Here is a 19,249-nt window from a genome sequence, read left to right as displayed (position 1 = left end):
GGAGAAGCTGCGCTTCGCCATCCGCGAGGGCGGCCGCACCGTCGGCGCCGGCGTCGTCGCCTCCATCACCGAGTAAGCGTCGCAGGCGCTTCCACGAGCGGACAGGCGACGGGGCGGGCCTCGTGCCCGCCCCATCCCGTCGCGAGGTAGACATCACATGAACGGCCAGAACATCCGCATTCGCCTCAAGGCGTTCGATCATCGCATCCTGGATTCGTCGACCCGCGAGATCGTCTCGACGGCGAAGCGGACCGGGGCTCAGGTGCGCGGGCCGATCCCGCTGCCCACCCGGATCGAGCGCTTCACCGTCAACCGCTCGCCCCACATCGACAAGAAGTCGCGCGAGCAGTTCGAGATGCGCACCCACAAGCGCGTGCTCGACATCGTCGATCCGACGCCCCAGACCGTGGACGCGCTGATGAAGCTCGACCTCGCCGCCGGCGTCGACGTGGAGATCAAGCTCTGAGGACCTGAGGGTTCTTGGAGCTTCAGACAGGCCGCGCGGGGGAGAACCATGCGCTCAGGAGTCATCGCACAGAAGGTCGGCATGACCCGCGTCTTCACGGACGCCGGCGAGCATGTTCCGGTCACGGTGCTCAAGGTCGATCAGTGCCAGGTGGTGGCCCACCGCACGATCGAGAAGAACGGCTACGTCGCGCTCCAGGTGGGCGTCGGCAAGGCCAAGGTCAAGAACGTGTCGCGGGCCCAGCGCGGCCACTTCGCGGTCGCGAAGGTCGAGCCGAAGCGCAAGCTGGCCGAGTTCCGCGTGAGCGAGGACGCGATCATCCCGGTCGGCGCCGAGATCACCGCGGACCACTTCCTGGTCGGACAGTTCGTCGACGTGACGGGCACGACCACCGGTAAGGGCTTCGCCGGCGGCATGAAGCGCTGGAACTTCGGCGGCCTGCGCGCCACCCACGGCGTGTCGATCTCGCACCGCTCGATCGGTTCGACCGGCGGCCGTCAGGATCCGGGCAAGACCTTCAAGAACAAGAAGATGCCGGGCCATCTCGGCGTCGAGCGGGTCACCACCCAGAACCTGCGCGTCGTGCGCACCGATCCCGAGCGCGGCCTGATCCTGGTCCAGGGCTCGGTCCCGGGCGTCGATGGCGGCTGGATCCAGATCCGCGACGCCGTGAAGCGCAAGCTGCCGGCCGAGGCACCGATGCCGGGCAAGTTCCGCGAGCAGACCGCTGCTCCGTCGGAGACGCCGGCCGAGGCCCAGGTCGAGGCTCCCGCGGCTCCGGCCACCGAGGAGAACGCGTGATGAAGTTCGAGATCACCACGTTCGACGGCGCCGAAGCCGGCTCGGTCGAGCTCGACGAGGCCATCTTCGGCCTCGAGCCCCGCGCCGACCTGCTGCAGCGCTGCGTGCGCTGGCAGCTCGCCAAGCGCCAGGCCGGCACGCACCAGACCAAGCAGCGCGGCGAGATCGCCCGCACGACGAAGAAGCTCTACAAGCAGAAGGGCACCGGCAACGCCCGTCACGGCGCGGCCTCCGCCCCGCAGTTCCGCGGCGGCGCCCGCGCCCACGGCCCGGTCACCCGCTCGCACGCCCACGACCTGCCCAAGAAGGTCCGGGCGCTGGCGCTGCGCCACGCACTCTCGGCCAAGGCCAAGAGCGCCGCACTGATCGTCGTCGACGATGCGCGCCTCGAGGAGGGCAAGACCAAGGTGCTCGCCGAGCGCTTCGGCAAGCTGTCGCTCTCGAACGCCCTGATCATCGGCGGCGCCGAGCTCGACCAGAACTTCGCCCGTGCGGCCCGCAACCTGCCGCAGATCGACGTCCTGCCGGTGCAGGGCATCAACGTCTACGACATCCTGCGCCGCGAGAAGCTCGTGCTGACGCGCGCCGCCGTCGATGCGCTGGAGGCGCGATTCAAATGAGCGCTGATCCGCGCCACTACGACGTGATCGTCTCCCCGGTCATCACCGAGAAGGCGACCAACCTCTCGGAGCTCAACAAGGTTGTGTTCCGGGTGGCCCCGAAGGCGACCAAGCCGCAGATCAAGGAAGCGGTCGAGAAGCTGTTCGAGGTGCGGGTGAAGAGCGTCAACACGCTCGTCACCAAGGGCAAGACCAAGATGTTCCGCGGTCAGCGCGGCCAGCGTTCGGACGTGAAGAAGGCGATCGTCACCCTCGAAGAGGGCCAGACCATCGACGTCACGACCGGGCTCTGAGGGGAACGGCGTAAGGGAACAAGCCAATGGCTTTGAAGACATTCAAGCCGGTCACGCCGAGCCTTCGCCAGCTCGTGATCGTGGACCGTTCGGAGCTCTACAAGGGCAAGCCGGTCAAGGCGCTGACCGTGGGCAAGTCGTCCACGGGCGGCCGCAACAACCTCGGCCGGGTCACCGTCCGCTTCCGCGGCGGCGGCCACAAGCGGACGCTGCGCACCATCGACTTCAAGCGGCGCGAGCATGCCGGCAAGGTCGGCACCGTGGAGCGGATCGAGTACGATCCGAACCGCACGGCGTTCATCGCCCTCGTCAGCTACGAGGGCGGCGCGCAGACCTACATCCTGGCGCCGCAGCGGGTGAAGGCCGGCGACAAGGTGGTGTCGGGCGAGTCGGTCGACATCAAGCCCGGCAACGCCATGCCGCTCGGCAACATGCCGGTCGGCACGATCGTGCACAATGTCGAGCTGAAGATCGGCAAGGGCGGGGCGATCGCCCGGTCCGCGGGCAACTACGCCCAGATCGTCGGCCGCGACCAGGGCTACGTCACGTTGCGCCTGAACTCGGGCGAGCAGCGCCTGGTGCACGGCCAGTGCTACGCCACGGTGGGCGCGGTCTCGAACCCCGACCACATGAACATCTCGCTCGGCAAGGCCGGCCGCAACCGCTGGCTCGGCAAGCGTCCGCACAACCGCGGCGTCGCCATGAACCCGATCGACCACCCGCACGGCGGCGGCGAGGGTCGCACCTCGGGCGGTCGTCATCCGGTCACGCCGTGGGGCATCCCCACCAAGGGCAAGAAGACCCGCTCGAACAAGCGCACCGACACCTTCATCGTGTCGAGCCGCCACAACCGCAAGAAGTAAGGGCTTCGTCCCATGGCACGTTCAATCTGGAAGGGGCCGTTCGTCGACGGCTACCTCCTCAAGAAGGCAGACGCCGCCCGCAACGCGAGCCGCAACGAGGTGATCAAGATCTGGAGTCGTCGCTCCACGATCCTGCCGCACTTCGTCGGCCTGACCTTCGGGGTCTATAACGGGCAGAAGCACATTCCGGTCTACGTCTCCGAGGAGATGGTGGGGCACAAGTTCGGCGAGTTCTCGCCGACCCGCACCTTCCACGGGCATGCGGCCGACAAGAAGGCGAAGAGGCGCTGAGATGGGCAAGGCAGCAGCACCCCGCGCGCTCCCCCAGAACGAGGCGAAGGCCGTCGCGCGCATGCTGCGCGTCAGCCCGCAGAAGCTGAACCTGGTGGCGCAACTGATCCGCGGCAAGAAGGTCTCGACCGCGCTCGCCGACCTGCAGTTCTCGCGCAAGCGGATCGCGGTCGACGTGAAGAAGTGCCTCGAGAGCGCGATCGCCAACGCCGAGAACAACCACGACCTCGACGTGGACGATCTCGTCGTGAAGGAGGCCTACGTGGGCAAGGCGCTGGTTCTCAAGCGCTTCCATGCCCGCGCCCGCGGCCGCGGCGCCCGCATCCTGAAGCCGTTCGCGAACCTCACCATCGTGGTGCGCGAAGTCCCGGCCGAAGCCGCCTGAGGAGGAATCGATGGGCCAGAAAGTCAACCCGATCGGTCTCCGGCTCGGCATCAACCGGACCTGGGACTCGCGCTGGTACGCCAACAAGGGCGAGTACGCTCGCCTGATGCACGAGGACGTCGCGATCCGCAAAGCGCTGCTCAAGCAGCTCAAGCAGGCCGCGGTCTCCAAGATCGTCATCGAGCGCCCGCACAAGAAGTGCCGCGTCACCATCCACTCGGGCCGCCCGGGCGTGGTGATCGGCAAGAAGGGCGCGGACATCGAGAAGCTGCGCAAGCTCGTCAACTCGATGACCAAGGCCGACGTGACGATCAACATCGTCGAGGTGCGCAAGCCCGAGATCGACGCCACCCTGGTGGCCGACTCGATCGCCCAGCAGCTCGAGCGCCGCGTCGCCTTCCGTCGCGCCATGAAGCGCGCCGTGCAGTCGGCGATGCGCCTCGGCGCCGAGGGCATCCGCATCAACTGCTCCGGCCGCCTCGGCGGGGCCGAGATCGCCCGGCTCGAATGGTACCGCGAGGGCCGCGTGCCCCTGCACACCCTGCGGGCCGACGTCGATTACGGCACGGCCACGGCGTTCACCACCTACGGCACCTGCGGCATCAAGGTGTGGGTGTTCAAGGGCGAGATCCTCGAGCACGACCCGATGGCGCAGGACAAGCGCGCGCACGAGGAGGGCGGCCGTTCCGGCGGACGTCGCGACCGCGAGCGCGGCGAGCGCGGCGGACGGGACGCGGCGGCCTGAGGGCCGCCCGTCTCCCGCCCTTCAGTTTTGAGAGGCTGCCATGCTGCAACCCAAGAAGACGAAGTTCCGCAAGCAGTTCAAGGGCCGCATCCACGGCGCCGCGAAGGGCGGAACCGACCTGAACTTCGGCGCCTACGGCCTCAAGGCCCTGGAGCCGGAGCGGATCACCGCGCGCCAGATCGAGGCGGCCCGCCGCGCGATCACCCGCGAGATGAAGCGTCAGGGCCGGGTCTGGATCCGGATCTTTCCGGACGTTCCGGTGACCCAGAAGCCGACCGAGGTCCGCATGGGCTCGGGCAAGGGCTCGCCCGAGTACTGGGCGGCCCGCGTGCATCCGGGCCGCATCATGTTCGAGATCGACGGCGTGGCCGAGGACATCGCCCGAGAGGCTTTGCGCCTGGGTGCCGCCAAGCTGCCGGTCCGCACGCGCTTCATCCAGCGCATCGCCGACTGAGGAGAGAATTCGAGATGAAATCGAGCCAGAGGCTGTCTGACCTGCGCGCGCTGTCGCCGGATCAGCTCGGCGAGGAGCTCCTGAACCTGAAGAAGGAGCAGTTCAACCTGCGCTTCCAGCGGGCCACGGGTCAGCTCGAGAACGTCGCGCGCGTGCGGGAAGTGCGCCGCGACATCGCCCGGGTCCGCACCCTGCAGCGCCAGAAGACGCTGCAGGCGGCGCAGGGCTAAGGAGGTCAGGACCATGCCGAAGCGCGTGCTGCAGGGCGTCGTCGTCAGCGACAAGCAGGACAAGACCATCGTCGTGAAGGTGGAGCGTCGCTTCACCCACCCGGTGATGAAGAAGACCATCCGCCGGTCGAAGAACTACCACGCCCACGACGAGAACAACGTGGCCAAGGTCGGCCAGCAGGTGTTCATCGAGGAGTCGCGGCCCTATTCCAAGCTCAAGACCTGGAAGCTGGTCGAGGGCGAGGCGGTCGCCACCGTCGACGCGTAAGGCGGCGCGCCCCTCGGCGCGTCTCCGCCTTGCCGAAGCGGGGCGCCGTCAGGCGCCTCGGGTGGTCGTCGGAACGGGGCCTTTTCGGGCGCTCCACTGCCTTGCCAAAGGGGCCGAACCGGTGTAGACGGCCGGCCTCCACCGAAACATGAAGGGCGTGCGACGCGCCCGTCATCGCGTTCGTTGACCGCGCCAGCGCTGACTGCGCTGCTGCGCGGTCTTTCAATGGACGGGGACGCGAGATCCCCATCAGGCTGCCGTCCGCCGGGCAATCGTGCCTGCCGGAGACCTGCCTGAAACAAGGAAAGGGCGTTAGGCCGTGATCCAGATGCAGACGAATCTGGACGTCGCCGACAATTCCGGCGCACGTCGCGTGATGTGCATCAAGGTGCTCGGCGGTTCCAAGCGCAAGTACGCCGGCGTCGGCGACATCATCGTGGTGTCGGTGAAGGAGGCGATTCCGCGGGGCCGCGTGAAGAAGGGCGACGTCATGAAGGCGGTCGTCGTGCGCACCGCCAAGGACGTCCGTCGGGCCGACGGTTCGGTGATCCGCTTCGACCGCAACGCGGCGGTGCTGATCAACAACCAGAAGGAGCCGATCGGCACCCGCATCTTCGGACCCGTGCCGCGCGAGCTGCGGGCGCGCAACCACATGAAGATCATCTCGCTGGCCCCGGAGGTGCTGTGATGGCTGCGAAGGTGAAGAAGGGCGACAAGGTCGTCGTGCTCACCGGCCGCGACAAGGGTCGCACCGGCGAGGTCATCCAGGTGATGCCGAAGGAAGATCGGGCCCTGGTGCGGGGGATCAACCTGGTCAAGCGCCACACGCGCCAGACCCAGACCTCCGAGGGCGGGATCATCTCCAAGGAGGCGGCGATCCACCTGTCGAACCTGGCGGTGGCCGACCCCAAGGACGGCAAGCCCACCCGGGTCGGTTTTCGCATTCTGGAAGACGGGCGCAAGGTTCGCTTCGCGAAGCGCTCGGGAGATCTGATCGATGGCTGAGGCGCTGAAGGACGGCTACACGCCGCGGCTGAAGAAGCACTACGAGGAAGTGGTGCGTCCGAAGCTGATCGAGGAGTTCGGCTACACCAACCCGATGCAGGTGCCGGCGATCGAGAAGATCGTCGTCAACATGGGCGTCGGCGAGTCGACCCAGGACTCCAAGAAGGCCTCGGTGGCGGCCGAGGATCTCGGCCTGATCGTCGGCCAGAAGCCGGTGATCACCCGGGCCCGCAAGGCGATCGCGACCTTCAAGGTCCGCGAGAACATGCCGATCGGTTGCAAGGTCACCCTGCGCAAGCAGCGGATGTACGAGTTCATGGACCGCCTGATCACCATCGCGCTGCCGCGCGTGCGTGACTTCCGCGGCCTCAACCCGAAGTCGTTCGACGGCCGCGGCAACTACGCCCTCGGGATCAAGGAGCACCTGGTGTTCCCCGAGATCAACTACGACAAGGCCCAGAATACCTGGGGCATGGACATCGTCGTGGCGACCACCGCGAAGACCGACGCCGAGGCCCGGGCGCTTCTGAAGCACTTCAACTTCCCGTTCCGGCAGTGAGGGCTGACCGCCCCCATACGCGGACACCGGAGAGCTTAGAACATGGCTAAGACGAGCAAGATCGAGAAGAACAAGCAGCGGCGGGAGCTGGTCAAGCGCTTCGCGGCCAAGCGCGAGGCGCTGCTGACGACGGCGAACGACGAGGCGCTGTCGATGGAGGAGCGCTTCGAGGCGCGCCTCAAGCTGGCGGAGCTGCCCCGCAACTCCAGCCCGACCCGCATCCGCAACCGCTGCGAGATGACCGGCCGTCCCCGGGCTTACTACCGCAAGCTCGGCATCTCCCGCGTCGCGCTCCGCGACCTGGGATCCCGGGGCATGATCCCGGGCCTGGTCAAGTCCAGCTGGTAAGGGGAGGGCGCCACAGATGATCAACGATCCCGTGGGCGATATGCTCACCCGCATCCGCAACGGCCAGCAGCGTCGTCGCAACGTCGTGCAGACCCCCGGCTCCAAGCTGCGGGCGCGCGTCCTCGACGTGCTGAAGTCCGAGGGCTACATCCGCGACTACGCCACGACCGATTACGGCAACGGGCGCACCGAGTTCGCGATCGAGCTCAAGTACTTCGACGGCCAGCCGGTGATCCGCTCCATCGAGCGCGTCTCCAAGCCGGGCCGCCGCGTCTACTCGTCGGTCGATACCCTGCCGCGCGTCGCCGACGGTCTGGGCATCACCATCGTCTCCACCCCCCAGGGCGTCATGGCCGACCACGAGGCGCGCGAGCGCAACGTCGGCGGCGAGGTGCTCTGCAAGGTCTTCTGACCTGCAGACCCTGACAGTCGTAGAGGAGAGACGAGCATGTCCCGCGTAGGCAAGAAGCCCGTGACCGTCCCGGCCGGCGTGACCGCCACCGTCGACGGCCAGACCGTGAAGATCAAGGGCCAGAAGGGCGAGCTGCAGTTCCGGGTGCCCGACCAGGTGTCGGTCGCGCACGAGAACGGTGCCATCTCGGTCCAGCCCCGGTCGCAGACCAAGGAGGCCCGCGCGATGTGGGGCCTCTCCCGCGCCCAGGTGTCGAACCTGGTCGAGGGCGTGACCAAGGGCTACGAGAAGAAGCTCGAGATCAACGGCGTCGGCTACCGCGCCGCGGTCGCCGGCAAGGTTCTCAAGCTGTCGCTCGGCTACAGCCACGACATCGAGTATGCGATCCCGGACGGAATCTCGATCGCCACCCCGCGGCCGGTCGAGATCATCGTCACCGGCATCGACAAGCAGCGCGTCGGCCAGGTCGCGGCGGAGATCCGCGATTATCGCGGTCCCGAGCCCTACAAGGGCAAGGGCGTGAAGTACGCCGGCGAGTTCATCTTCCGCAAGGAAGGCAAGAAGAAGTAAGGGCCGCCGACGATGTCTCGCAAAATCGAACTGCTCGATCGGCGCCGCGCGCGCGTCCGGCGGGCGATCCGCAAGGCGGCGAACGGCCGTCCGCGGCTCTCGGTCTTCCGCTCCTCCAAGCAGATCTACGTCCAGGTCATCGACGACGCGACCGGTCACACGCTCGCCGCCGCTTCGAGCCTCGACAAGGACCTGCGCGCCCGCCTCAAGACCGGTGCCGACAAGGCCGCGGCGACCGAGGTCGGCAAGCTGGTGGCGGAGCGCGCCAAGGCGGCCGGGGTCACCCAGGTCATCTTCGACCGCTCGGGCTACCTCTATCACGGCCGGGTCAAGGCCCTGGCCGACGCGGCCCGCGAAGGCGGCCTCGACTTCTGATCTCCGGCTTCCGATCCGCAGGCAGGGGAGGGCGCGTCCCGCGCCGCCTCGCCCGGGTCGACACGGTGTCCCACGGGGGAGAGAGGGCCGCGAGGCTCCCTCCCTCGTGTCGGCGGATGACATCTCTTGCGAGCGGGACCGCCGCCCGCGTTAGTCGAACGGACAATACACATGGCACGTGAGCGTGAGGGTCGTCGCCGCGACGACCGCGAGGAGCGCGACAGCGAGTTCGTGGACAAGCTCGTCCACATCAACCGCGTCGCCAAGGTGGTGAAGGGCGGCCGTCGCTTCGGCTTCGCGGCCCTCGTCGTCGTCGGCGACCAGAAGGGCCGGGTCGGCTTCGGCCACGGCAAGGCCCGCGAGGTTCCGGAAGCCATCCGCAAGGCCACTGAGGCGGCCAAGCGCGGCCTCGTCCGCGTGGCCTTGCGCGAGGGCCGCACCCTGCACCACGACGTCCAGGGCCGTCATGGCGCCGGCAAGGTGATCCTGCGCGCGGCCCCGGCCGGCACCGGCATCATCGCGGGCGGCCCGATGCGCGCCGTCTTCGAGACGCTGGGCATGCAGGACGTGGTGGCGAAGTCGCTCGGCTCGTCGAACCCCTACAATCTCGTGCGCGCTACCTTCGACGCGCTCAAGAACGAGGATTCGCCCCGCTCGGTGGCTGCGCGCCGCGGCCTGAAGGTCTCGGCCCTGCAGGCCCGCCGCCGCGACGCCGACTCGGCCGCGTCCGGCGATTCCGCCGACGCTGCGTAAGGGAGGCCTTCGATGACCGAGAAGACCGTCCGCGTGCAGCAGATCGGCTCGCCGATCCGCCGCGAGGCCAGCCAGCGTCAGACGCTGATCGGCCTGAAGCTGAACAAGATGCACCGCATCGCGGTCCTGCCCGACACCCCCTCGGTGCGCGGCATGATCGCCAAGGTGCATCACCTCGTGCGCGTTCTCGACGACGCGGCGTGAGGAGGGCACGATGAAGCTCAACGAAATCCGTGACAACGAAGGCGCGACCAAGAAGCGGATGCGCGTCGGCCGGGGCATCGGCTCCGGCAAGGGCAAGACCGCCGGCCGGGGCGTGAAGGGCCAGAAGGCGCGCTCCGGCGTCGCCATCAAGGGCTTCGAGGGCGGCCAGATGCCGCTCCACCGCCGGCTGCCGAAGCGCGGGTTCAACAACCCGGGCGCCATCCACCTCAACGAGGTGAATATCGGCCGCATCCAGCAGGCGGTCGATGCCGGCAAGCTCGATGCGTCGGCGCCGGTGACCCTCGATGCGCTGATCGCCGCCGGCGTGGTCTCGAAGGCTAGAGACGGCGTCAAGATCCTCGGCGTCGGCGAACTCACCGCCAAGCTGACCTTCGAGGTTTCCCGGGCGTCGAAGTCGGCGGTCGAGGCGATCGAGAAGGCCGGCGGCTCGGTGACCCAGTCGCTCGCCGCCGCCGACGCCGCGGTTGCGTCGGCCTGAGGCACACTTTAAGTCACCTACCATCGGCGGCGGCCCGTGCGAGCAGCGCGAGGCCGCCGCCTGTGTTTTGGGGACGCTCGCGCGTCCCTGCCCGCCTGACCGCGGATCCCGACCCCGAGGACACGTCACCCATGGCCTCTGCAGCCGAGCAGCTCGCCGCCAACCTCAACTTCGGCGCCATCGCCAAGGCCGAAGAGCTCAAGAAGCGGATCTGGTTCACCCTTGGCGCCCTGATCGTCTACCGGCTCGGGACCTACATCCCGCTGCCGGGCATCGATCCGGACGCGCTGCGCCAGAGCTTCGCCAACGCGCAGGGCGGCGTGCTCGGCCTGTTCAACATGTTCTCCGGCGGGGCCGTCGAGCGCATGGCGATCTTCGCGCTCAACATCATGCCGTACATCTCGGCCTCGATCATCGTGCAGCTGCTCACCTCGGTGGTGCCGTCGCTCGAGACGCTGAAGAAGGAGGGCGAGTCCGGCCGCAAGGTCCTCAACCAGTACACCCGCTACCTCACGGTCGTGCTGGCGATCTTCCAGGCCTGGGGCATCGCGGTCGGCCTGCAGAGCTCCGGCGGCATCGTCCAGGATCCCGGGCCGTTCTTCCTGGTCTCGACCGTCATCACGCTGACCGGGGGCACGCTGTTCCTGATGTGGATCGGCGAGCAGATCACCTCGCGCGGCATCGGCAACGGCTCCTCGCTCATCATCTTCGCGGGCATCGTCGCGCATCTGCCCTCGGCGATCGCCGGCACCCTCGAGCTCGGACGCCAGGGCGCGCTCTCGACCGTGGTGATCCTCGGCGTCGTGGTGATGGCCGCGGCGGTCGTCTACTTCATCGTGTTCATGGAGCGCGCCCAGCGCCGCCTCCTGATCAACTACCCCAAGCGCCAGGTCGGCAACCGGATGTACGAGGGCCAGACCTCGTTCCTGCCGCTCAAGCTCAACACCTCGGGCGTGATCCCGCCGATCTTCGCCTCCTCGCTGCTGCTGCTGCCGGCCACCGCCGCGAGCTTCCAGACCGACCCGAACGGCACCGGCATCGTCGCCACGATGGCGACCTATCTCGGCCACGGCCGGCCGCTCTACATGCTGCTCTACGCGGCCCTGATCATCTTCTTCGCCTTCTTCTACACCGCGGTGGTGTTCAACCCGCAGGAGACGGCGGACAATCTGAAGAAGCATGGCGGCTTCATCCCGGGCATCCGCCCGGGCGAGCGCACCGCCGAGTTCATCGACAAGGTCCTGTCCCGCATCACCGTCATCGGCGCCGCCTACCTGACGGTGATCTGCCTGATCCCGGAGATCCTGGTCTCCTACGCCTCGCTGCCGTTCTATTTCGGCGGCACCTCGCTGCTGATCGTGGTCTCGGTGACCATGGACACGGTGGCGCAGGTCCACGGCCACCTGCTGGCGCACCAGTACGAGGGCCTGGTGAAGAAGGCGAAGCTGCGCGGCGCGCGCCGGCGCTGACGCGGCCCGCCCCGATGCAACCGGCCCGGGCGCACCCTTGCGCCGGGGCCGCGCCTTGGCGCATGGTCGGATTCCGGGCGGATCGGGTCCTGGGCTAGAACAAACGGAGAGGCCGCGTCCCGCGAGGACGGATCCCGTACGGGACGCGGTGGAGGGGAGACACAGGTTATGCGGATCATTCTGCTCGGCCCGCCCGGCGCCGGGAAAGGCACCCAATCGGCGCGGATCGTCGAGCGGTTCGGAATCCCGCAGCTCTCGACCGGCGACATGCTGCGCGCCGCGGTGGCGGCCGGTACGCCGGTCGGCCTCAAGGCCAAGGCCCTGATGGAGAGCGGTGCCCTGGTCTCCGACGACATCGTGATCGGCATCGTGGCCGACCGGATCGAGGAGGCCGATGCCCGCACCGGCTTCATCCTCGACGGCTTCCCCCGCACGGTCGCCCAGGCCGTCGCCCTCGAGACGATGCTGGCCCAGAAGGGCCTGCGCCTCGATGCCGTGGTCGAGTTCAAGGTCGACGAGGAGGCGCTGGTCGGGCGCATCGCCAAGCGCGCCGCCGAGGCGCAAGCCCGCGGCGAGCCGGTGCGCAAGGACGACACGCCGGAGGTGTTCAAGACCCGCCTCGAGGCCTACCGGGCCCAGACCGCGCCCCTCTCCTCGCACTATGCCGGCACCGGCCTCCTGCGCCAGGTCGACGGCATGGCGCCGATCGACGAGGTGACGCGGCAGCTCGAGGGGGTGCTCGCCCCTTACCAGACCGTTTCGGCGTGACGCGCCGAACCGGTTGACAAGCCGGCGCGCCCGCGCTAGTGGGCGCTCCTTCGTTCAGACCCGGACGGCCCGGCGTGCCTCTCTGGAGGCCGCTCCGGGCCGATTTGCCGTCGGGACGGCGCGCAGGGGCCGGACTCCACCGGACGCGCGTGAGACCAGAAAAACACCCGTCCGGGCGCTTCGGCCTGCGGACGCGATGGAGAGCAGGAACACCATGGCCCGTATCGCCGGCGTCAACATCCCGACCAACAAGCGCGTCGTCATCGCGCTCCAGTACATCCACGGCATCGGCGCCAAGAAGGCCGAGGAGATCACCGAGAAGGTCGGCATCCCGGCCGAGCGCCGCGTGAACCAGCTCACCGACGCCGAGGTGCTGCAGATCCGCGAGACCATCGACCGCGACTACATCGTCGAGGGCGACCTGCGCCGCGAAGTCGCGATGAACATCAAGCGGCTGATGGACCTCGGCTGCTACCGCGGCCTGCGTCACCGCCGCAACCTGCCGGTCCGCGGCCAGCGCACCCACACCAACGCCCGCACCCGCAAGGGCAAGGCGAAGCCGATCGCCGGCAAGAAGAAGTAAGCCGCGTTTCGCCTGAGATCGGCGGGACCGTCCGGTTCCGCCCGAGACCGGCGGCGCATCGGCGCCGCCACTGACACCCGCAAGAGACGTCCCGAGCGCCTGGCACCACGGGCGCGCCTGAAGGATCGAAAGACAGTATGGCCAAGGAAGCAACCCGCGTCCGTCGTCGCGAACGCAAGAACATCGTGTCGGGCGTGGCCCACGTGAACGCCTCGTTCAACAACACGATGATCACCATCACGGACGCCCAGGGCAACACGATCTCGTGGTCGTCGGCCGGCGCCATGGGCTTCAAGGGCTCCCGCAAGTCGACCCCCTACGCCGCCCAGGTCGCGGCCGAGGATGCCGGCCGCAAGGCCGCCGAGCACGGCATGCGCACCCTCGAGGTCGAGGTCTCGGGCCCCGGCTCGGGCCGCGAATCGGCCCTGCGCGCGCTCCAGGCGGCGGGCTTCACGGTGACGTCGATCCGCGACGTGACCCCGATCCCGCATAACGGCTGCCGCCCGCGCAAGCGCCGCCGCGTCTGATCGTTCCCGGTGCCGGGGAGTCTTTCGGGGCTCCCCGGTCCGCCTGCGAAGAGGATCGCGTGTCGACTTCGTCCAAAGCCGTCATCGACCGGCCCGGCGTCCTGCCCTGGACGCTGGGTGATCGCGTTGTGGTGGCCCTCAACGACGGCCACCTCGTGGCGTCGCTCGGGCTCGTGCAGGGGATCGCCGCCGCTGAGGCCGCCCGCCTGCAGGCGGAGGGGTTTCGCCGCGTCGAGGCGCCGTGGATCTCCGTCAACGCCTTCCTGGTCCTCGGCGGGCCGGCCCCGGTGCTCATCGATGCCGGCATGGGGTCGGGCGGTCCCGACACACTCGGCCATCTGCAGACGGCGCTGCGGGCCTGCGGCGTGGCGCCGGAGCAGGTCGGCACGGTCCTGGTGACCCACCTGCATTCCGACCATATCGGCGGGCTGACGGGGTCGGATGGCGGCGCCCTGTTCCCGAATGCCGAGGTGGTGATCCCGGAGGCGGAGGCCGCCTATTGGCTCGCTGACGGAGCCGAGATCTGCCGGGGCCATGCGCTCGTCGCGGCCTACGGCGATCGGGTGCGCCGGGCCGGCGAGGGCGAGGTGCTGCCGGGGATCGAGGCGATCCTGGCGCCCGGCCACACTCCCGGCCACACCGCCTACCGGGTCCAGTCGGGTGACAAGAGCCTGCTGATCTGGGGCGACCTGATGCACCTGCCGGCGATCCAGTTCGCCCGGCCGGAGGCGTACCTGTCCTTCGACGTGGACGGCGCGATGGCCGCCGCCACGCGCAAGCGCATCCTCGATCAGGTGGCGTCCGACCGCAGCCTGGTCGCCGGGATGCATCTCGAGTTTCCGGCCCTCGGCTCGGTCCGGCGCGATGGCGCCGGCTTCGCCTGGGTCCCGGAGCAGTGGAGCGCGGCGTCCTGACCGCCCCTGCTTCGAACGCGTGAGAGATCAGGACGGCGGTGGCTCCCGGGCGCGGGGGAGATCGCGGGGGAGGGCCCTTAAGGGCCGCCCCGGTGTAAGTTGGCGAGAGGTGCGAACGTGGTCATTCAGAAGAACTGGCAAGAGCTGATCAAGCCGAACAAGCTCGAGGTCACCCCCGGGCACGACCCGAAGCGGATCGCCACCGTGGTGGCCGAGCCGCTGGAGCGCGGCTTCGGCACCACCCTCGGCAACGCCCTGCGCCGGGTGCTCCTCTCGTCGCTCCAGGGCGCGGCCGTCACCTCGGTCCATATCGATGGCGTGCTGCACGAGTTCTCGTCGATACCGGGCGTGCGCGAGGACGTCACCGACATCATCCTCAACATCAAGACGATCGCGATCCGCTCGTCGAGCGACACGCCCAAGCGCATGACCCTGCGCAAGACCGGCCCGGGCCTGGTCACCGCGGGCGACATCGCCACGATCGGCGACGTGCAGATCCTCAACCCCGACCTGGTGCTCTGCACCCTCGACGACGGGGCCGAGATCCGGATGGAGTTCACCGTGTCGGCCGGCAAGGGCTACGTCCCGGCCGAGCGCAACCGGCCCGAGGACGCGCCCATCGGCCTGATCCCGGTCGACGCGCTGTTCTCGCCGGTCACCAAGGTGTCCTACCGCATCGAGAACACCCGCGAGGGCCAGGATCTCGACAAGGACAAGCTGACCATGACGGTCGAGACCAACGGCGCGGTCTCGCCCGAGGATGCGCTGGCCTATGCCGCCCGCATCATCCAGGACCAGCTCCAGATCTTCGTGAACTTCGAGGAGCCCCGCAAGGAAGAGGCCGCGCCGCTCGCGCCGCAGCTGCCCTTCAACCCGGCCCTGCTCAAGAAGGTCGACGAGCTCGAACTGTCGGTCCGCTCGGCCAACTGCCTCAAGAACGACAACATCGTCTATATCGGCGACCTCATCCAGAAGACGGAAGCCGAGATGCTGCGCACGCCGAACTTCGGCCGCAAGTCGCTCAACGAGATCAAGGAAGTGCTGGCCGCCATGGGCCTGCACCTCGGCATGGACGTGCCCGGCTGGCCGCCCGAGAACATCGAGGACCTGGCCAAGCGCTTCGAGGAGCACTACTGAGCCTCGCGGCGGCGCAGGGCTTCGTACCCTGCGCCGCCACTCCGGATGCGCCCTCGATGGCGGCGCATCCGGAGTGGCGGGAATCCGCGCTCGTACCACAAAGGACGGCCGACCCGTGGCACGGCGGCCGAGAACCAAAGGAGACAGCCATGCGTCACGGTTTCCGGGGTCGCCGGTTCAACCGCACCGTCGAGCATCGCAAGGCGATGTTCTCGAACATGTCGGCCGCGCTGATCAAGCACGAGCAGATCATCACCACCCTGCCGAAGGCCAAGGACCTGCGTCCGGTCGTCGAGAAGCTGATCACCCTCGGCAAGCGCGGCGACCTGCACGCCCGTCGCCAGGCGATCGCGGCCCTGCGCGGCGACGAGGTGATGGTCAAGAAGCTGTTCGACGTGCTCGGCCCCCGCTATCAGGGCCGCCCGGGCGGCTATTGCCGCATCATGAAGGCCGGCTTCCGCTACGGCGACAACGCCCCGATGGCGGTGATCGAGTTCGTCGACCGCGACGTCGATGCCCGCGGCAAGGATTCCGGCCCGGTCCAGGTGGCCGACGAGACCGCCTCGGCCTGATCGGCGCTTCGCGTCCATCCACGATCGTGAAGGCGGCCCGCGCGGGCCGCCTTTTTCTTTGCTGGACCCGGGCGCGCGGGAGGCGCAAAGGTGGCCACGCTTTCCGTGACCTCAGCCGAACCTGTCCCATGACCGCGATCCCCGCCCTCGCCGACCTCCAGGCCCGCTACGCCGACTTGCAGGCCCGCGGCCTCAAGCTCGACATGACCCGGGGCAAGCCGTCCCCCGAGCAGCTCGACCTGTCGGAGGGCCTGCTGACGCTGCCGGGCAACCGCGACCACCGCACCGAGAGCGGCGAGGATGCCCGCAACTACGGCGGCGTGCAGGGCCTCGCCGAGGTGCGGGCGCTGTTCGCCCCGGTGCTCGGCGCACCTCCGGAGCGGATCGTCGTCGGCAACAATTCGAGCCTCGCGCTCATGCACGACTGCATCGCCTATGCGCTGCTGAAGGGCGTGCCGGGTGGGACGCGGCCCTGGTCGAAGGAGGAGGAGATCCGCTTCCTCTGCCCGGTCCCGGGCTACGACCGCCACTTCGCGCTGTGCGAGACCTACGGCATCGGCATGGTCCCGGTGCCGATGACGGCCGACGGGCCGGACATGGACGTCGTCGAGGAGCAGGCGCGCGATCCCCGGGTGAAGGGGATGTGGGCGGTGCCCCAATACTCCAACCCCGGCGGCGAGACCTATTCCGACGCGACCGTCGCGCGGCTCGCCCGGATGGAGACCGGCGCGCCGGACTTCCGGCTGTTCTGGGACAACGCCTACGCGCTGCACCACCTGACCGAGCGGCGGCCCACCCTCCGGAACATCCTCGAGGCGACCGCCGAGGCCGGCAACCCGGACCGGGCCATCGTCTTCGCCTCGACCTCGAAGGTGACGCTCGCCGGGGCCGGGCTCGCCATGCTGGCCTCCTCCGAGGCCAACATCCGCTGGTACCTGGCGAATGCCGGCAAGCGCAGCATCGGGCCCGACAAGCTCAACCAGCTGCGCCACGTCCGCTTCCTGCGCGACCGGGCCGGCCTCGACGCCCTGATGGACGGCCACCGCCGCCTGCTGGCGCCGAAGTTCCGGGCCGTGACCGAGACCCTGGCCCGCCATCTCGGCGGCACCGGCGTCGCGCGCTGGAGCGAGCCGGAGGGCGGCTACTTCATCCTGCTCGAAGTGCCGGAGGGCTGCGCCACCCGCGTCGTCAAGCTCGCCGCCGCCTGCGGCCTGGCGCTGACGCCGGCCGGCGCCACCCACCCCTACGGCCGCGACCCGCAGGACCGCTTGCTTCGCCTCGCGCCCTCCTATCCGAGCCTCGCCGAGGTCGAGGCGGCGGCCGAGGTGGTGGCGACCTGCGTGCTGCTGGCGGCGGTCGAGAGCCGGGAGGCCGGTGGGAGCGGGCGGGTGGCCGCCTGAGGGCGGCTGCGGGCGCGTCAGGGGCGCGTCGGCACCCTGGGCATTGGCTCCCGGGGCCGCGCGGCGGCACCCCGGGAGCCATGACGACGGACGTCACCGGGAGGACGCGGGGCGCGGGCCCTCCGTCCGCGGCCACCACATCGCCGGCTCGATGAGGCGGGCATGTCGACGGACCCGCCACGTCAGCGCGCCGAGCAGGATCAGGAGCACGGCCGACGCCGCCGCGAGCGCCGGGTCGCCCCGCTGGACGTTCCCGACGATCAGGGCCACCAGGGCCCAGGCGACGACGCCGACATACGGCCATGCACCGCCCGTTCTCCGGATCATGACGGCCGCCGTCAGGCCGGCGCCGGCCAGGAAGGCGAGCGCCTGCAGGGTACGCGAGGGACGATCGGCGAAGTTCCAGTCCGCCAGGACCACCGACCAGTTGGCGAAGATCGCCACCGAGAGCCAGCCCGCCAGCATCCCGACGGGCAGGGCGACCGTCCAGCGGTCGCTGCCCCGGATCGCGGGCTCGCTGCGGAAGACGCGATCGGCGGCGAGGAGGATCGCGGTCACCCCGACCAGGAGGGTGAGGCCGGTCAGGACGAGAGGGTATTCGAGCTGCGCCAGCACGCTCCAGACGGCGTTCGCCGCGAAGGCCGCGGCGGTGAGCCAGCCGATCCGGCGAAGCAGCGGATCGTCCGCCCGGGAGGGCCTGGCCTGCTCGATCGCGTAGACGAGGCCGGTCAGGAAGATGGCGCTCCAGATGCTGAACGCGTAGGTGGCCGGCACGACCGGCGTCTTGATCACCTGGTACCGGGGGTCCACGGTCCGCCCGAGAGAGCCCGCGTAACCGAGGGCGGGCACGGCGGCCTGGGCGAGGGCGGCCGTCAGGTTGGCGATGCGGCGAGGCAGGGACATGGCGAAACACCTCCGATTTCTTATACGGATCGATATATAAAAAGAGGTTGGGTGGAGGCAAGGCCGTGACGCGACCCCGGGGAGCGCGAAATCGCGCCTATGAGGAGCAGCGCCTGGCGCTCGCGGGCCGCCTGCGCGAGCGACTCGGCAACGCGCAGGGCGCCCAACCGTCGCTGGGCGAGCTCGCCAAGGCGGCCGGCGTGAGCGTCGCGACCCTGCGGCACTATTTCGGGGACCGGGACGGCATCGTCTCCGCCGTCCTCGCACTCCATGCCGCGCAGGGGGCGGAGCATCTCGAGGTTCTTCGCCGGCCCTCGGGGGATTTCGCGACCTCCGTCCGGGACGCGGCGGACTACATCACCCTCGGCCTGGCGCAGCCCGCGGTGGCCGAGCTGCACGTGCTGGGCCTGGCCGAGGGGCTGGGCCATCCGCGCACGGGCCCGGCCTATCTCGCCGAGATCCTCGAACCCGTGCTCCAGGCGGTCGAAGAACGCTTCCAGTCACACATCGCGGCCGGCGACATGCGGCCGGTGGACCCGCGCGCGGCCGCGCTGTCCCTGGTCGCCCCCCTGCTGCTCGCCCGGCTGCATCAGGGCTGGCTCGGAGGCTGCTCCCTCCGCCCGCTCGACACGGATCCGGCCCTCGCCCAGCACGTAGAGGCGTTCGTGCGGGCTTATCGAGGTTGATCGGCGAGGAAGCCCGGGGGGCACCAAAGCGATTCAGCGAATATCCGCAGTCGTCCGTGAAGAAATCGCTCAGGCGGCTTGGCTGCTTGGCGGGTCGGATCTGACCATGCGGAGTGCGGCGGCGAGCAGGAGAGACAGCAAAAGCCTGA

At 69.2% G+C, this 19,249-nt stretch carries 32 protein-coding genes; 31 read left to right on the top strand and 1 reads right to left on the bottom strand.

Going from position 1 to position 19,249, the window contains the following annotated elements; genetic code table 11:
* From EU555_RS34915 to EU555_RS34770, 30 genes are all read left to right on the top strand, one after another.
* Positions 1 to 76 (top strand): EF-Tu C-terminal domain-related protein (locus tag EU555_RS34915; RefSeq protein WP_472853121.1); only part of this gene is annotated, 76 nt, incomplete at its 5' end.
* Positions 77 to 157: 81 nt separating this feature from the next.
* Positions 158 to 466 carry a 30S ribosomal protein S10 gene (gene rpsJ, locus EU555_RS34910; RefSeq protein WP_012330343.1) on the top strand — a complete coding sequence of 103 codons (309 nt, stop codon included), beginning with the start codon at positions 158 to 160 and terminating at the stop codon, positions 464 to 466.
* Positions 467 to 514: 48 nt separating this feature from the next.
* A complete protein-coding gene (gene rplC, locus EU555_RS34905) occupies positions 515 to 1,267 on the top strand; it encodes a 50S ribosomal protein L3 (protein ID WP_135419885.1) in 753 nt (250 codons plus the stop codon).
* Positions 1,267 to 1,887 (top strand): 50S ribosomal protein L4, encoded by a 621-nt coding sequence (gene rplD, locus EU555_RS34900; RefSeq protein WP_135419884.1) that lies wholly within the window; start codon positions 1,267 to 1,269, stop codon positions 1,885 to 1,887. The genes rplC and rplD overlap by 1 nt, the downstream gene beginning before the upstream one ends.
* Positions 1,884 to 2,180, top strand: a complete 297-nt coding sequence (locus EU555_RS34895) for a 50S ribosomal protein L23 (RefSeq protein WP_135419883.1) — start codon at positions 1,884 to 1,886, stop codon at positions 2,178 to 2,180. The genes rplD and EU555_RS34895 overlap by 4 nt, the downstream gene beginning before the upstream one ends.
* 26 nt (positions 2,181 to 2,206) lie before the next feature.
* Positions 2,207 to 3,043, top strand: a complete 837-nt coding sequence (rplB, locus tag EU555_RS34890) for a 50S ribosomal protein L2 (RefSeq protein WP_135419882.1) — start codon at positions 2,207 to 2,209, stop codon at positions 3,041 to 3,043.
* Positions 3,044 to 3,055: 12 nt separating this feature from the next.
* Positions 3,056 to 3,334 carry a 30S ribosomal protein S19 gene (rpsS, locus tag EU555_RS34885; RefSeq protein ID WP_135419881.1) on the top strand — a complete coding sequence of 93 codons (279 nt, stop codon included), beginning with the start codon at positions 3,056 to 3,058 and terminating at the stop codon, positions 3,332 to 3,334.
* Position 3,335: 1 nt separating this feature from the next.
* Positions 3,336 to 3,719, top strand: coding sequence for a 50S ribosomal protein L22 (gene rplV, locus EU555_RS34880; RefSeq protein ID WP_048444830.1), 384 nt, complete (start codon positions 3,336 to 3,338; stop codon positions 3,717 to 3,719).
* A gap of 10 nt (positions 3,720 to 3,729) precedes the next feature.
* Positions 3,730 to 4,464: a 30S ribosomal protein S3 gene (gene rpsC / locus EU555_RS34875; protein WP_048450464.1), complete on the top strand. Its 735-nt coding sequence runs from the start codon at positions 3,730 to 3,732 to the stop codon at positions 4,462 to 4,464.
* Positions 4,465 to 4,504: 40 nt separating this feature from the next.
* Positions 4,505 to 4,918: a 50S ribosomal protein L16 gene (gene rplP / locus EU555_RS34870; protein WP_135419880.1), complete on the top strand. Its 414-nt coding sequence runs from the start codon at positions 4,505 to 4,507 to the stop codon at positions 4,916 to 4,918.
* A 14-nt stretch (positions 4,919 to 4,932) separates the two neighbouring features.
* Positions 4,933 to 5,148: a 50S ribosomal protein L29 gene (gene rpmC / locus EU555_RS34865; protein ID WP_048444832.1), complete on the top strand. Its 216-nt coding sequence runs from the start codon at positions 4,933 to 4,935 to the stop codon at positions 5,146 to 5,148.
* 13 nt (positions 5,149 to 5,161) lie between these two features.
* The gene (gene rpsQ / locus EU555_RS34860; protein ID WP_048465597.1) at positions 5,162 to 5,416 is read left to right on the top strand and encodes a 30S ribosomal protein S17; all 255 of its coding nucleotides are present in this window, start codon (positions 5,162 to 5,164) and stop codon (positions 5,414 to 5,416) included.
* A gap of 319 nt (positions 5,417 to 5,735) precedes the next feature.
* Positions 5,736 to 6,104 carry a 50S ribosomal protein L14 gene (rplN, locus tag EU555_RS34855; protein WP_048425823.1) on the top strand — a complete coding sequence of 123 codons (369 nt, stop codon included), beginning with the start codon at positions 5,736 to 5,738 and terminating at the stop codon, positions 6,102 to 6,104.
* Entirely contained in the window at positions 6,104 to 6,421 is a 318-nt protein-coding gene (gene rplX, locus EU555_RS34850) for a 50S ribosomal protein L24 (protein ID WP_048425824.1), read from the top strand. The genes rplN and rplX overlap by 1 nt, the downstream gene beginning before the upstream one ends.
* A complete protein-coding gene (gene rplE / locus EU555_RS34845; protein ID WP_048450465.1) occupies positions 6,414 to 6,980 on the top strand; it encodes a 50S ribosomal protein L5 in 567 nt (188 codons plus the stop codon). The genes rplX and rplE overlap by 8 nt, the downstream gene beginning before the upstream one ends.
* 42 nt (positions 6,981 to 7,022) lie before the next feature.
* Positions 7,023 to 7,328, top strand: coding sequence for a 30S ribosomal protein S14 (rpsN, locus tag EU555_RS34840; protein WP_135419879.1), 306 nt, complete (start codon positions 7,023 to 7,025; stop codon positions 7,326 to 7,328).
* Positions 7,329 to 7,344: 16 nt separating this feature from the next.
* A complete protein-coding gene (gene rpsH, locus EU555_RS34835) occupies positions 7,345 to 7,740 on the top strand; it encodes a 30S ribosomal protein S8 (RefSeq protein WP_048431921.1) in 396 nt (131 codons plus the stop codon).
* Between the two features lie 36 nt (positions 7,741 to 7,776).
* Positions 7,777 to 8,310 carry a 50S ribosomal protein L6 gene (gene rplF / locus EU555_RS34830; protein WP_135419878.1) on the top strand — a complete coding sequence of 178 codons (534 nt, stop codon included), beginning with the start codon at positions 7,777 to 7,779 and terminating at the stop codon, positions 8,308 to 8,310.
* A 12-nt stretch (positions 8,311 to 8,322) separates the two neighbouring features.
* On the top strand, positions 8,323 to 8,685 hold the full coding sequence (gene rplR / locus EU555_RS34825; RefSeq protein ID WP_048444838.1) for a 50S ribosomal protein L18: 363 nt from the start codon (positions 8,323 to 8,325) through the stop codon (positions 8,683 to 8,685).
* Between the two features lie 171 nt (positions 8,686 to 8,856).
* Positions 8,857 to 9,438 carry a 30S ribosomal protein S5 gene (gene rpsE, locus EU555_RS34820; protein WP_135419877.1) on the top strand — a complete coding sequence of 194 codons (582 nt, stop codon included), beginning with the start codon at positions 8,857 to 8,859 and terminating at the stop codon, positions 9,436 to 9,438.
* Positions 9,439 to 9,450: 12 nt separating this feature from the next.
* Positions 9,451 to 9,642 (top strand): 50S ribosomal protein L30, encoded by a 192-nt coding sequence (gene rpmD, locus EU555_RS34815; protein ID WP_099902236.1) that lies wholly within the window; start codon positions 9,451 to 9,453, stop codon positions 9,640 to 9,642.
* A gap of 10 nt (positions 9,643 to 9,652) precedes the next feature.
* A complete protein-coding gene (gene rplO, locus EU555_RS34810; protein WP_135419876.1) occupies positions 9,653 to 10,141 on the top strand; it encodes a 50S ribosomal protein L15 in 489 nt (162 codons plus the stop codon).
* Positions 10,142 to 10,272: 131 nt separating this feature from the next.
* Positions 10,273 to 11,610 (top strand): preprotein translocase subunit SecY, encoded by a 1,338-nt coding sequence (secY, locus tag EU555_RS34805; RefSeq protein ID WP_135419875.1) that lies wholly within the window; start codon positions 10,273 to 10,275, stop codon positions 11,608 to 11,610.
* 168 nt (positions 11,611 to 11,778) lie between these two features.
* Positions 11,779 to 12,378 (top strand): adenylate kinase, encoded by a 600-nt coding sequence (locus EU555_RS34800; RefSeq protein WP_135419874.1) that lies wholly within the window; start codon positions 11,779 to 11,781, stop codon positions 12,376 to 12,378.
* Positions 12,379 to 12,592: 214 nt separating this feature from the next.
* The gene (gene rpsM / locus EU555_RS34795; protein WP_135419873.1) at positions 12,593 to 12,961 is read left to right on the top strand and encodes a 30S ribosomal protein S13; all 369 of its coding nucleotides are present in this window, start codon (positions 12,593 to 12,595) and stop codon (positions 12,959 to 12,961) included.
* 137 nt (positions 12,962 to 13,098) lie between these two features.
* Positions 13,099 to 13,488: a 30S ribosomal protein S11 gene (gene rpsK, locus EU555_RS34790; protein ID WP_015928609.1), complete on the top strand. Its 390-nt coding sequence runs from the start codon at positions 13,099 to 13,101 to the stop codon at positions 13,486 to 13,488.
* A gap of 59 nt (positions 13,489 to 13,547) precedes the next feature.
* On the top strand, positions 13,548 to 14,402 hold the full coding sequence (locus EU555_RS34785; protein ID WP_245524644.1) for an MBL fold metallo-hydrolase: 855 nt from the start codon (positions 13,548 to 13,550) through the stop codon (positions 14,400 to 14,402).
* Between the two features lie 99 nt (positions 14,403 to 14,501).
* Positions 14,502 to 15,539 carry a DNA-directed RNA polymerase subunit alpha gene (locus EU555_RS34780; RefSeq protein WP_425375184.1) on the top strand — a complete coding sequence of 346 codons (1,038 nt, stop codon included), beginning with the start codon at positions 14,502 to 14,504 and terminating at the stop codon, positions 15,537 to 15,539.
* A 149-nt stretch (positions 15,540 to 15,688) separates the two neighbouring features.
* Positions 15,689 to 16,111, top strand: a complete 423-nt coding sequence (rplQ, locus tag EU555_RS34775) for a 50S ribosomal protein L17 (protein ID WP_135419871.1) — start codon at positions 15,689 to 15,691, stop codon at positions 16,109 to 16,111.
* A 128-nt stretch (positions 16,112 to 16,239) separates the two neighbouring features.
* Complete coding sequence (locus EU555_RS34770) at positions 16,240 to 17,511, top strand: aspartate aminotransferase type Ic (RefSeq protein ID WP_135419870.1); 1,272 nt, start codon at positions 16,240 to 16,242, stop codon at positions 17,509 to 17,511.
* A gap of 93 nt (positions 17,512 to 17,604) precedes the next feature.
* Here the strand turns inward: EU555_RS34770 and EU555_RS34765 are convergent, their stop codons facing one another.
* A complete protein-coding gene (locus EU555_RS34765; RefSeq protein ID WP_135419869.1) occupies positions 17,605 to 18,414 on the bottom strand; it encodes a hypothetical protein in 810 nt (269 codons plus the stop codon).
* A 65-nt stretch (positions 18,415 to 18,479) separates the two neighbouring features.
* Between EU555_RS34765 and EU555_RS34760 the strand changes: the two genes are divergently transcribed.
* On the top strand, positions 18,480 to 19,100 hold the full coding sequence (locus EU555_RS34760; RefSeq protein ID WP_167858764.1) for a TetR/AcrR family transcriptional regulator C-terminal domain-containing protein: 621 nt from the start codon (positions 18,480 to 18,482) through the stop codon (positions 19,098 to 19,100).
* The last annotated feature ends 149 nt before the right edge of the window (positions 19,101 to 19,249 follow it).

This window comes from Methylobacterium nonmethylotrophicum (genome assembly GCF_004745635.1).
GTDB lineage: Bacteria > Pseudomonadota > Alphaproteobacteria > Rhizobiales > Beijerinckiaceae > Methylobacterium > Methylobacterium nonmethylotrophicum.
Note: the sequence above shows the minus strand (reverse complement) of the source record. Positions and strands in the feature narration are given on the sequence as shown.

Bases quoted from the DNA above. Each gene is read 5' to 3' on its own strand.
- rpsJ (WP_012330343.1), top strand. From the start codon at position 158: ATGAACGGCCAGAACATCCGCATTCGCCTCAAGGCGTTCGATCATCGC.
- rplC (WP_135419885.1), top strand. From the start codon at position 515: ATGCGCTCAGGAGTCATCGCACAGAAGGTCGGCATGACCCGCGTCTTC.
- rplD (WP_135419884.1), top strand. From the start codon at position 1,267: ATGAAGTTCGAGATCACCACGTTCGACGGCGCCGAAGCCGGCTCGGTC.
- EU555_RS34895 (WP_135419883.1), top strand. From the start codon at position 1,884: ATGAGCGCTGATCCGCGCCACTACGACGTGATCGTCTCCCCGGTCATC.
- rplB (WP_135419882.1), top strand. From the start codon at position 2,207: ATGGCTTTGAAGACATTCAAGCCGGTCACGCCGAGCCTTCGCCAGCTC.
- rpsS (WP_135419881.1), top strand. From the start codon at position 3,056: ATGGCACGTTCAATCTGGAAGGGGCCGTTCGTCGACGGCTACCTCCTC.
- rplV (WP_048444830.1), top strand. From the start codon at position 3,336: ATGGGCAAGGCAGCAGCACCCCGCGCGCTCCCCCAGAACGAGGCGAAG.
- rpsC (WP_048450464.1), top strand. From the start codon at position 3,730: ATGGGCCAGAAAGTCAACCCGATCGGTCTCCGGCTCGGCATCAACCGG.
- rplP (WP_135419880.1), top strand. From the start codon at position 4,505: ATGCTGCAACCCAAGAAGACGAAGTTCCGCAAGCAGTTCAAGGGCCGC.
- rpmC (WP_048444832.1), top strand. From the start codon at position 4,933: ATGAAATCGAGCCAGAGGCTGTCTGACCTGCGCGCGCTGTCGCCGGAT.
- rpsQ (WP_048465597.1), top strand. From the start codon at position 5,162: ATGCCGAAGCGCGTGCTGCAGGGCGTCGTCGTCAGCGACAAGCAGGAC.
- rplX (WP_048425824.1), top strand. From the start codon at position 6,104: ATGGCTGCGAAGGTGAAGAAGGGCGACAAGGTCGTCGTGCTCACCGGC.
- rplE (WP_048450465.1), top strand. From the start codon at position 6,414: ATGGCTGAGGCGCTGAAGGACGGCTACACGCCGCGGCTGAAGAAGCAC.
- rpsN (WP_135419879.1), top strand. From the start codon at position 7,023: ATGGCTAAGACGAGCAAGATCGAGAAGAACAAGCAGCGGCGGGAGCTG.
- rpsH (WP_048431921.1), top strand. From the start codon at position 7,345: ATGATCAACGATCCCGTGGGCGATATGCTCACCCGCATCCGCAACGGC.
- rplF (WP_135419878.1), top strand. From the start codon at position 7,777: ATGTCCCGCGTAGGCAAGAAGCCCGTGACCGTCCCGGCCGGCGTGACC.
- rplR (WP_048444838.1), top strand. From the start codon at position 8,323: ATGTCTCGCAAAATCGAACTGCTCGATCGGCGCCGCGCGCGCGTCCGG.
- rpsE (WP_135419877.1), top strand. From the start codon at position 8,857: ATGGCACGTGAGCGTGAGGGTCGTCGCCGCGACGACCGCGAGGAGCGC.
- rpmD (WP_099902236.1), top strand. From the start codon at position 9,451: ATGACCGAGAAGACCGTCCGCGTGCAGCAGATCGGCTCGCCGATCCGC.
- rplO (WP_135419876.1), top strand. From the start codon at position 9,653: ATGAAGCTCAACGAAATCCGTGACAACGAAGGCGCGACCAAGAAGCGG.
- secY (WP_135419875.1), top strand. From the start codon at position 10,273: ATGGCCTCTGCAGCCGAGCAGCTCGCCGCCAACCTCAACTTCGGCGCC.
- EU555_RS34800 (WP_135419874.1), top strand. From the start codon at position 11,779: ATGCGGATCATTCTGCTCGGCCCGCCCGGCGCCGGGAAAGGCACCCAA.
- rpsM (WP_135419873.1), top strand. From the start codon at position 12,593: ATGGCCCGTATCGCCGGCGTCAACATCCCGACCAACAAGCGCGTCGTC.
- rpsK (WP_015928609.1), top strand. From the start codon at position 13,099: ATGGCCAAGGAAGCAACCCGCGTCCGTCGTCGCGAACGCAAGAACATC.
- rplQ (WP_135419871.1), top strand. From the start codon at position 15,689: ATGCGTCACGGTTTCCGGGGTCGCCGGTTCAACCGCACCGTCGAGCAT.
- EU555_RS34770 (WP_135419870.1), top strand. From the start codon at position 16,240: ATGACCGCGATCCCCGCCCTCGCCGACCTCCAGGCCCGCTACGCCGAC.
- EU555_RS34765 (WP_135419869.1), bottom strand. From the start codon at position 18,414: ATGTCCCTGCCTCGCCGCATCGCCAACCTGACGGCCGCCCTCGCCCAG.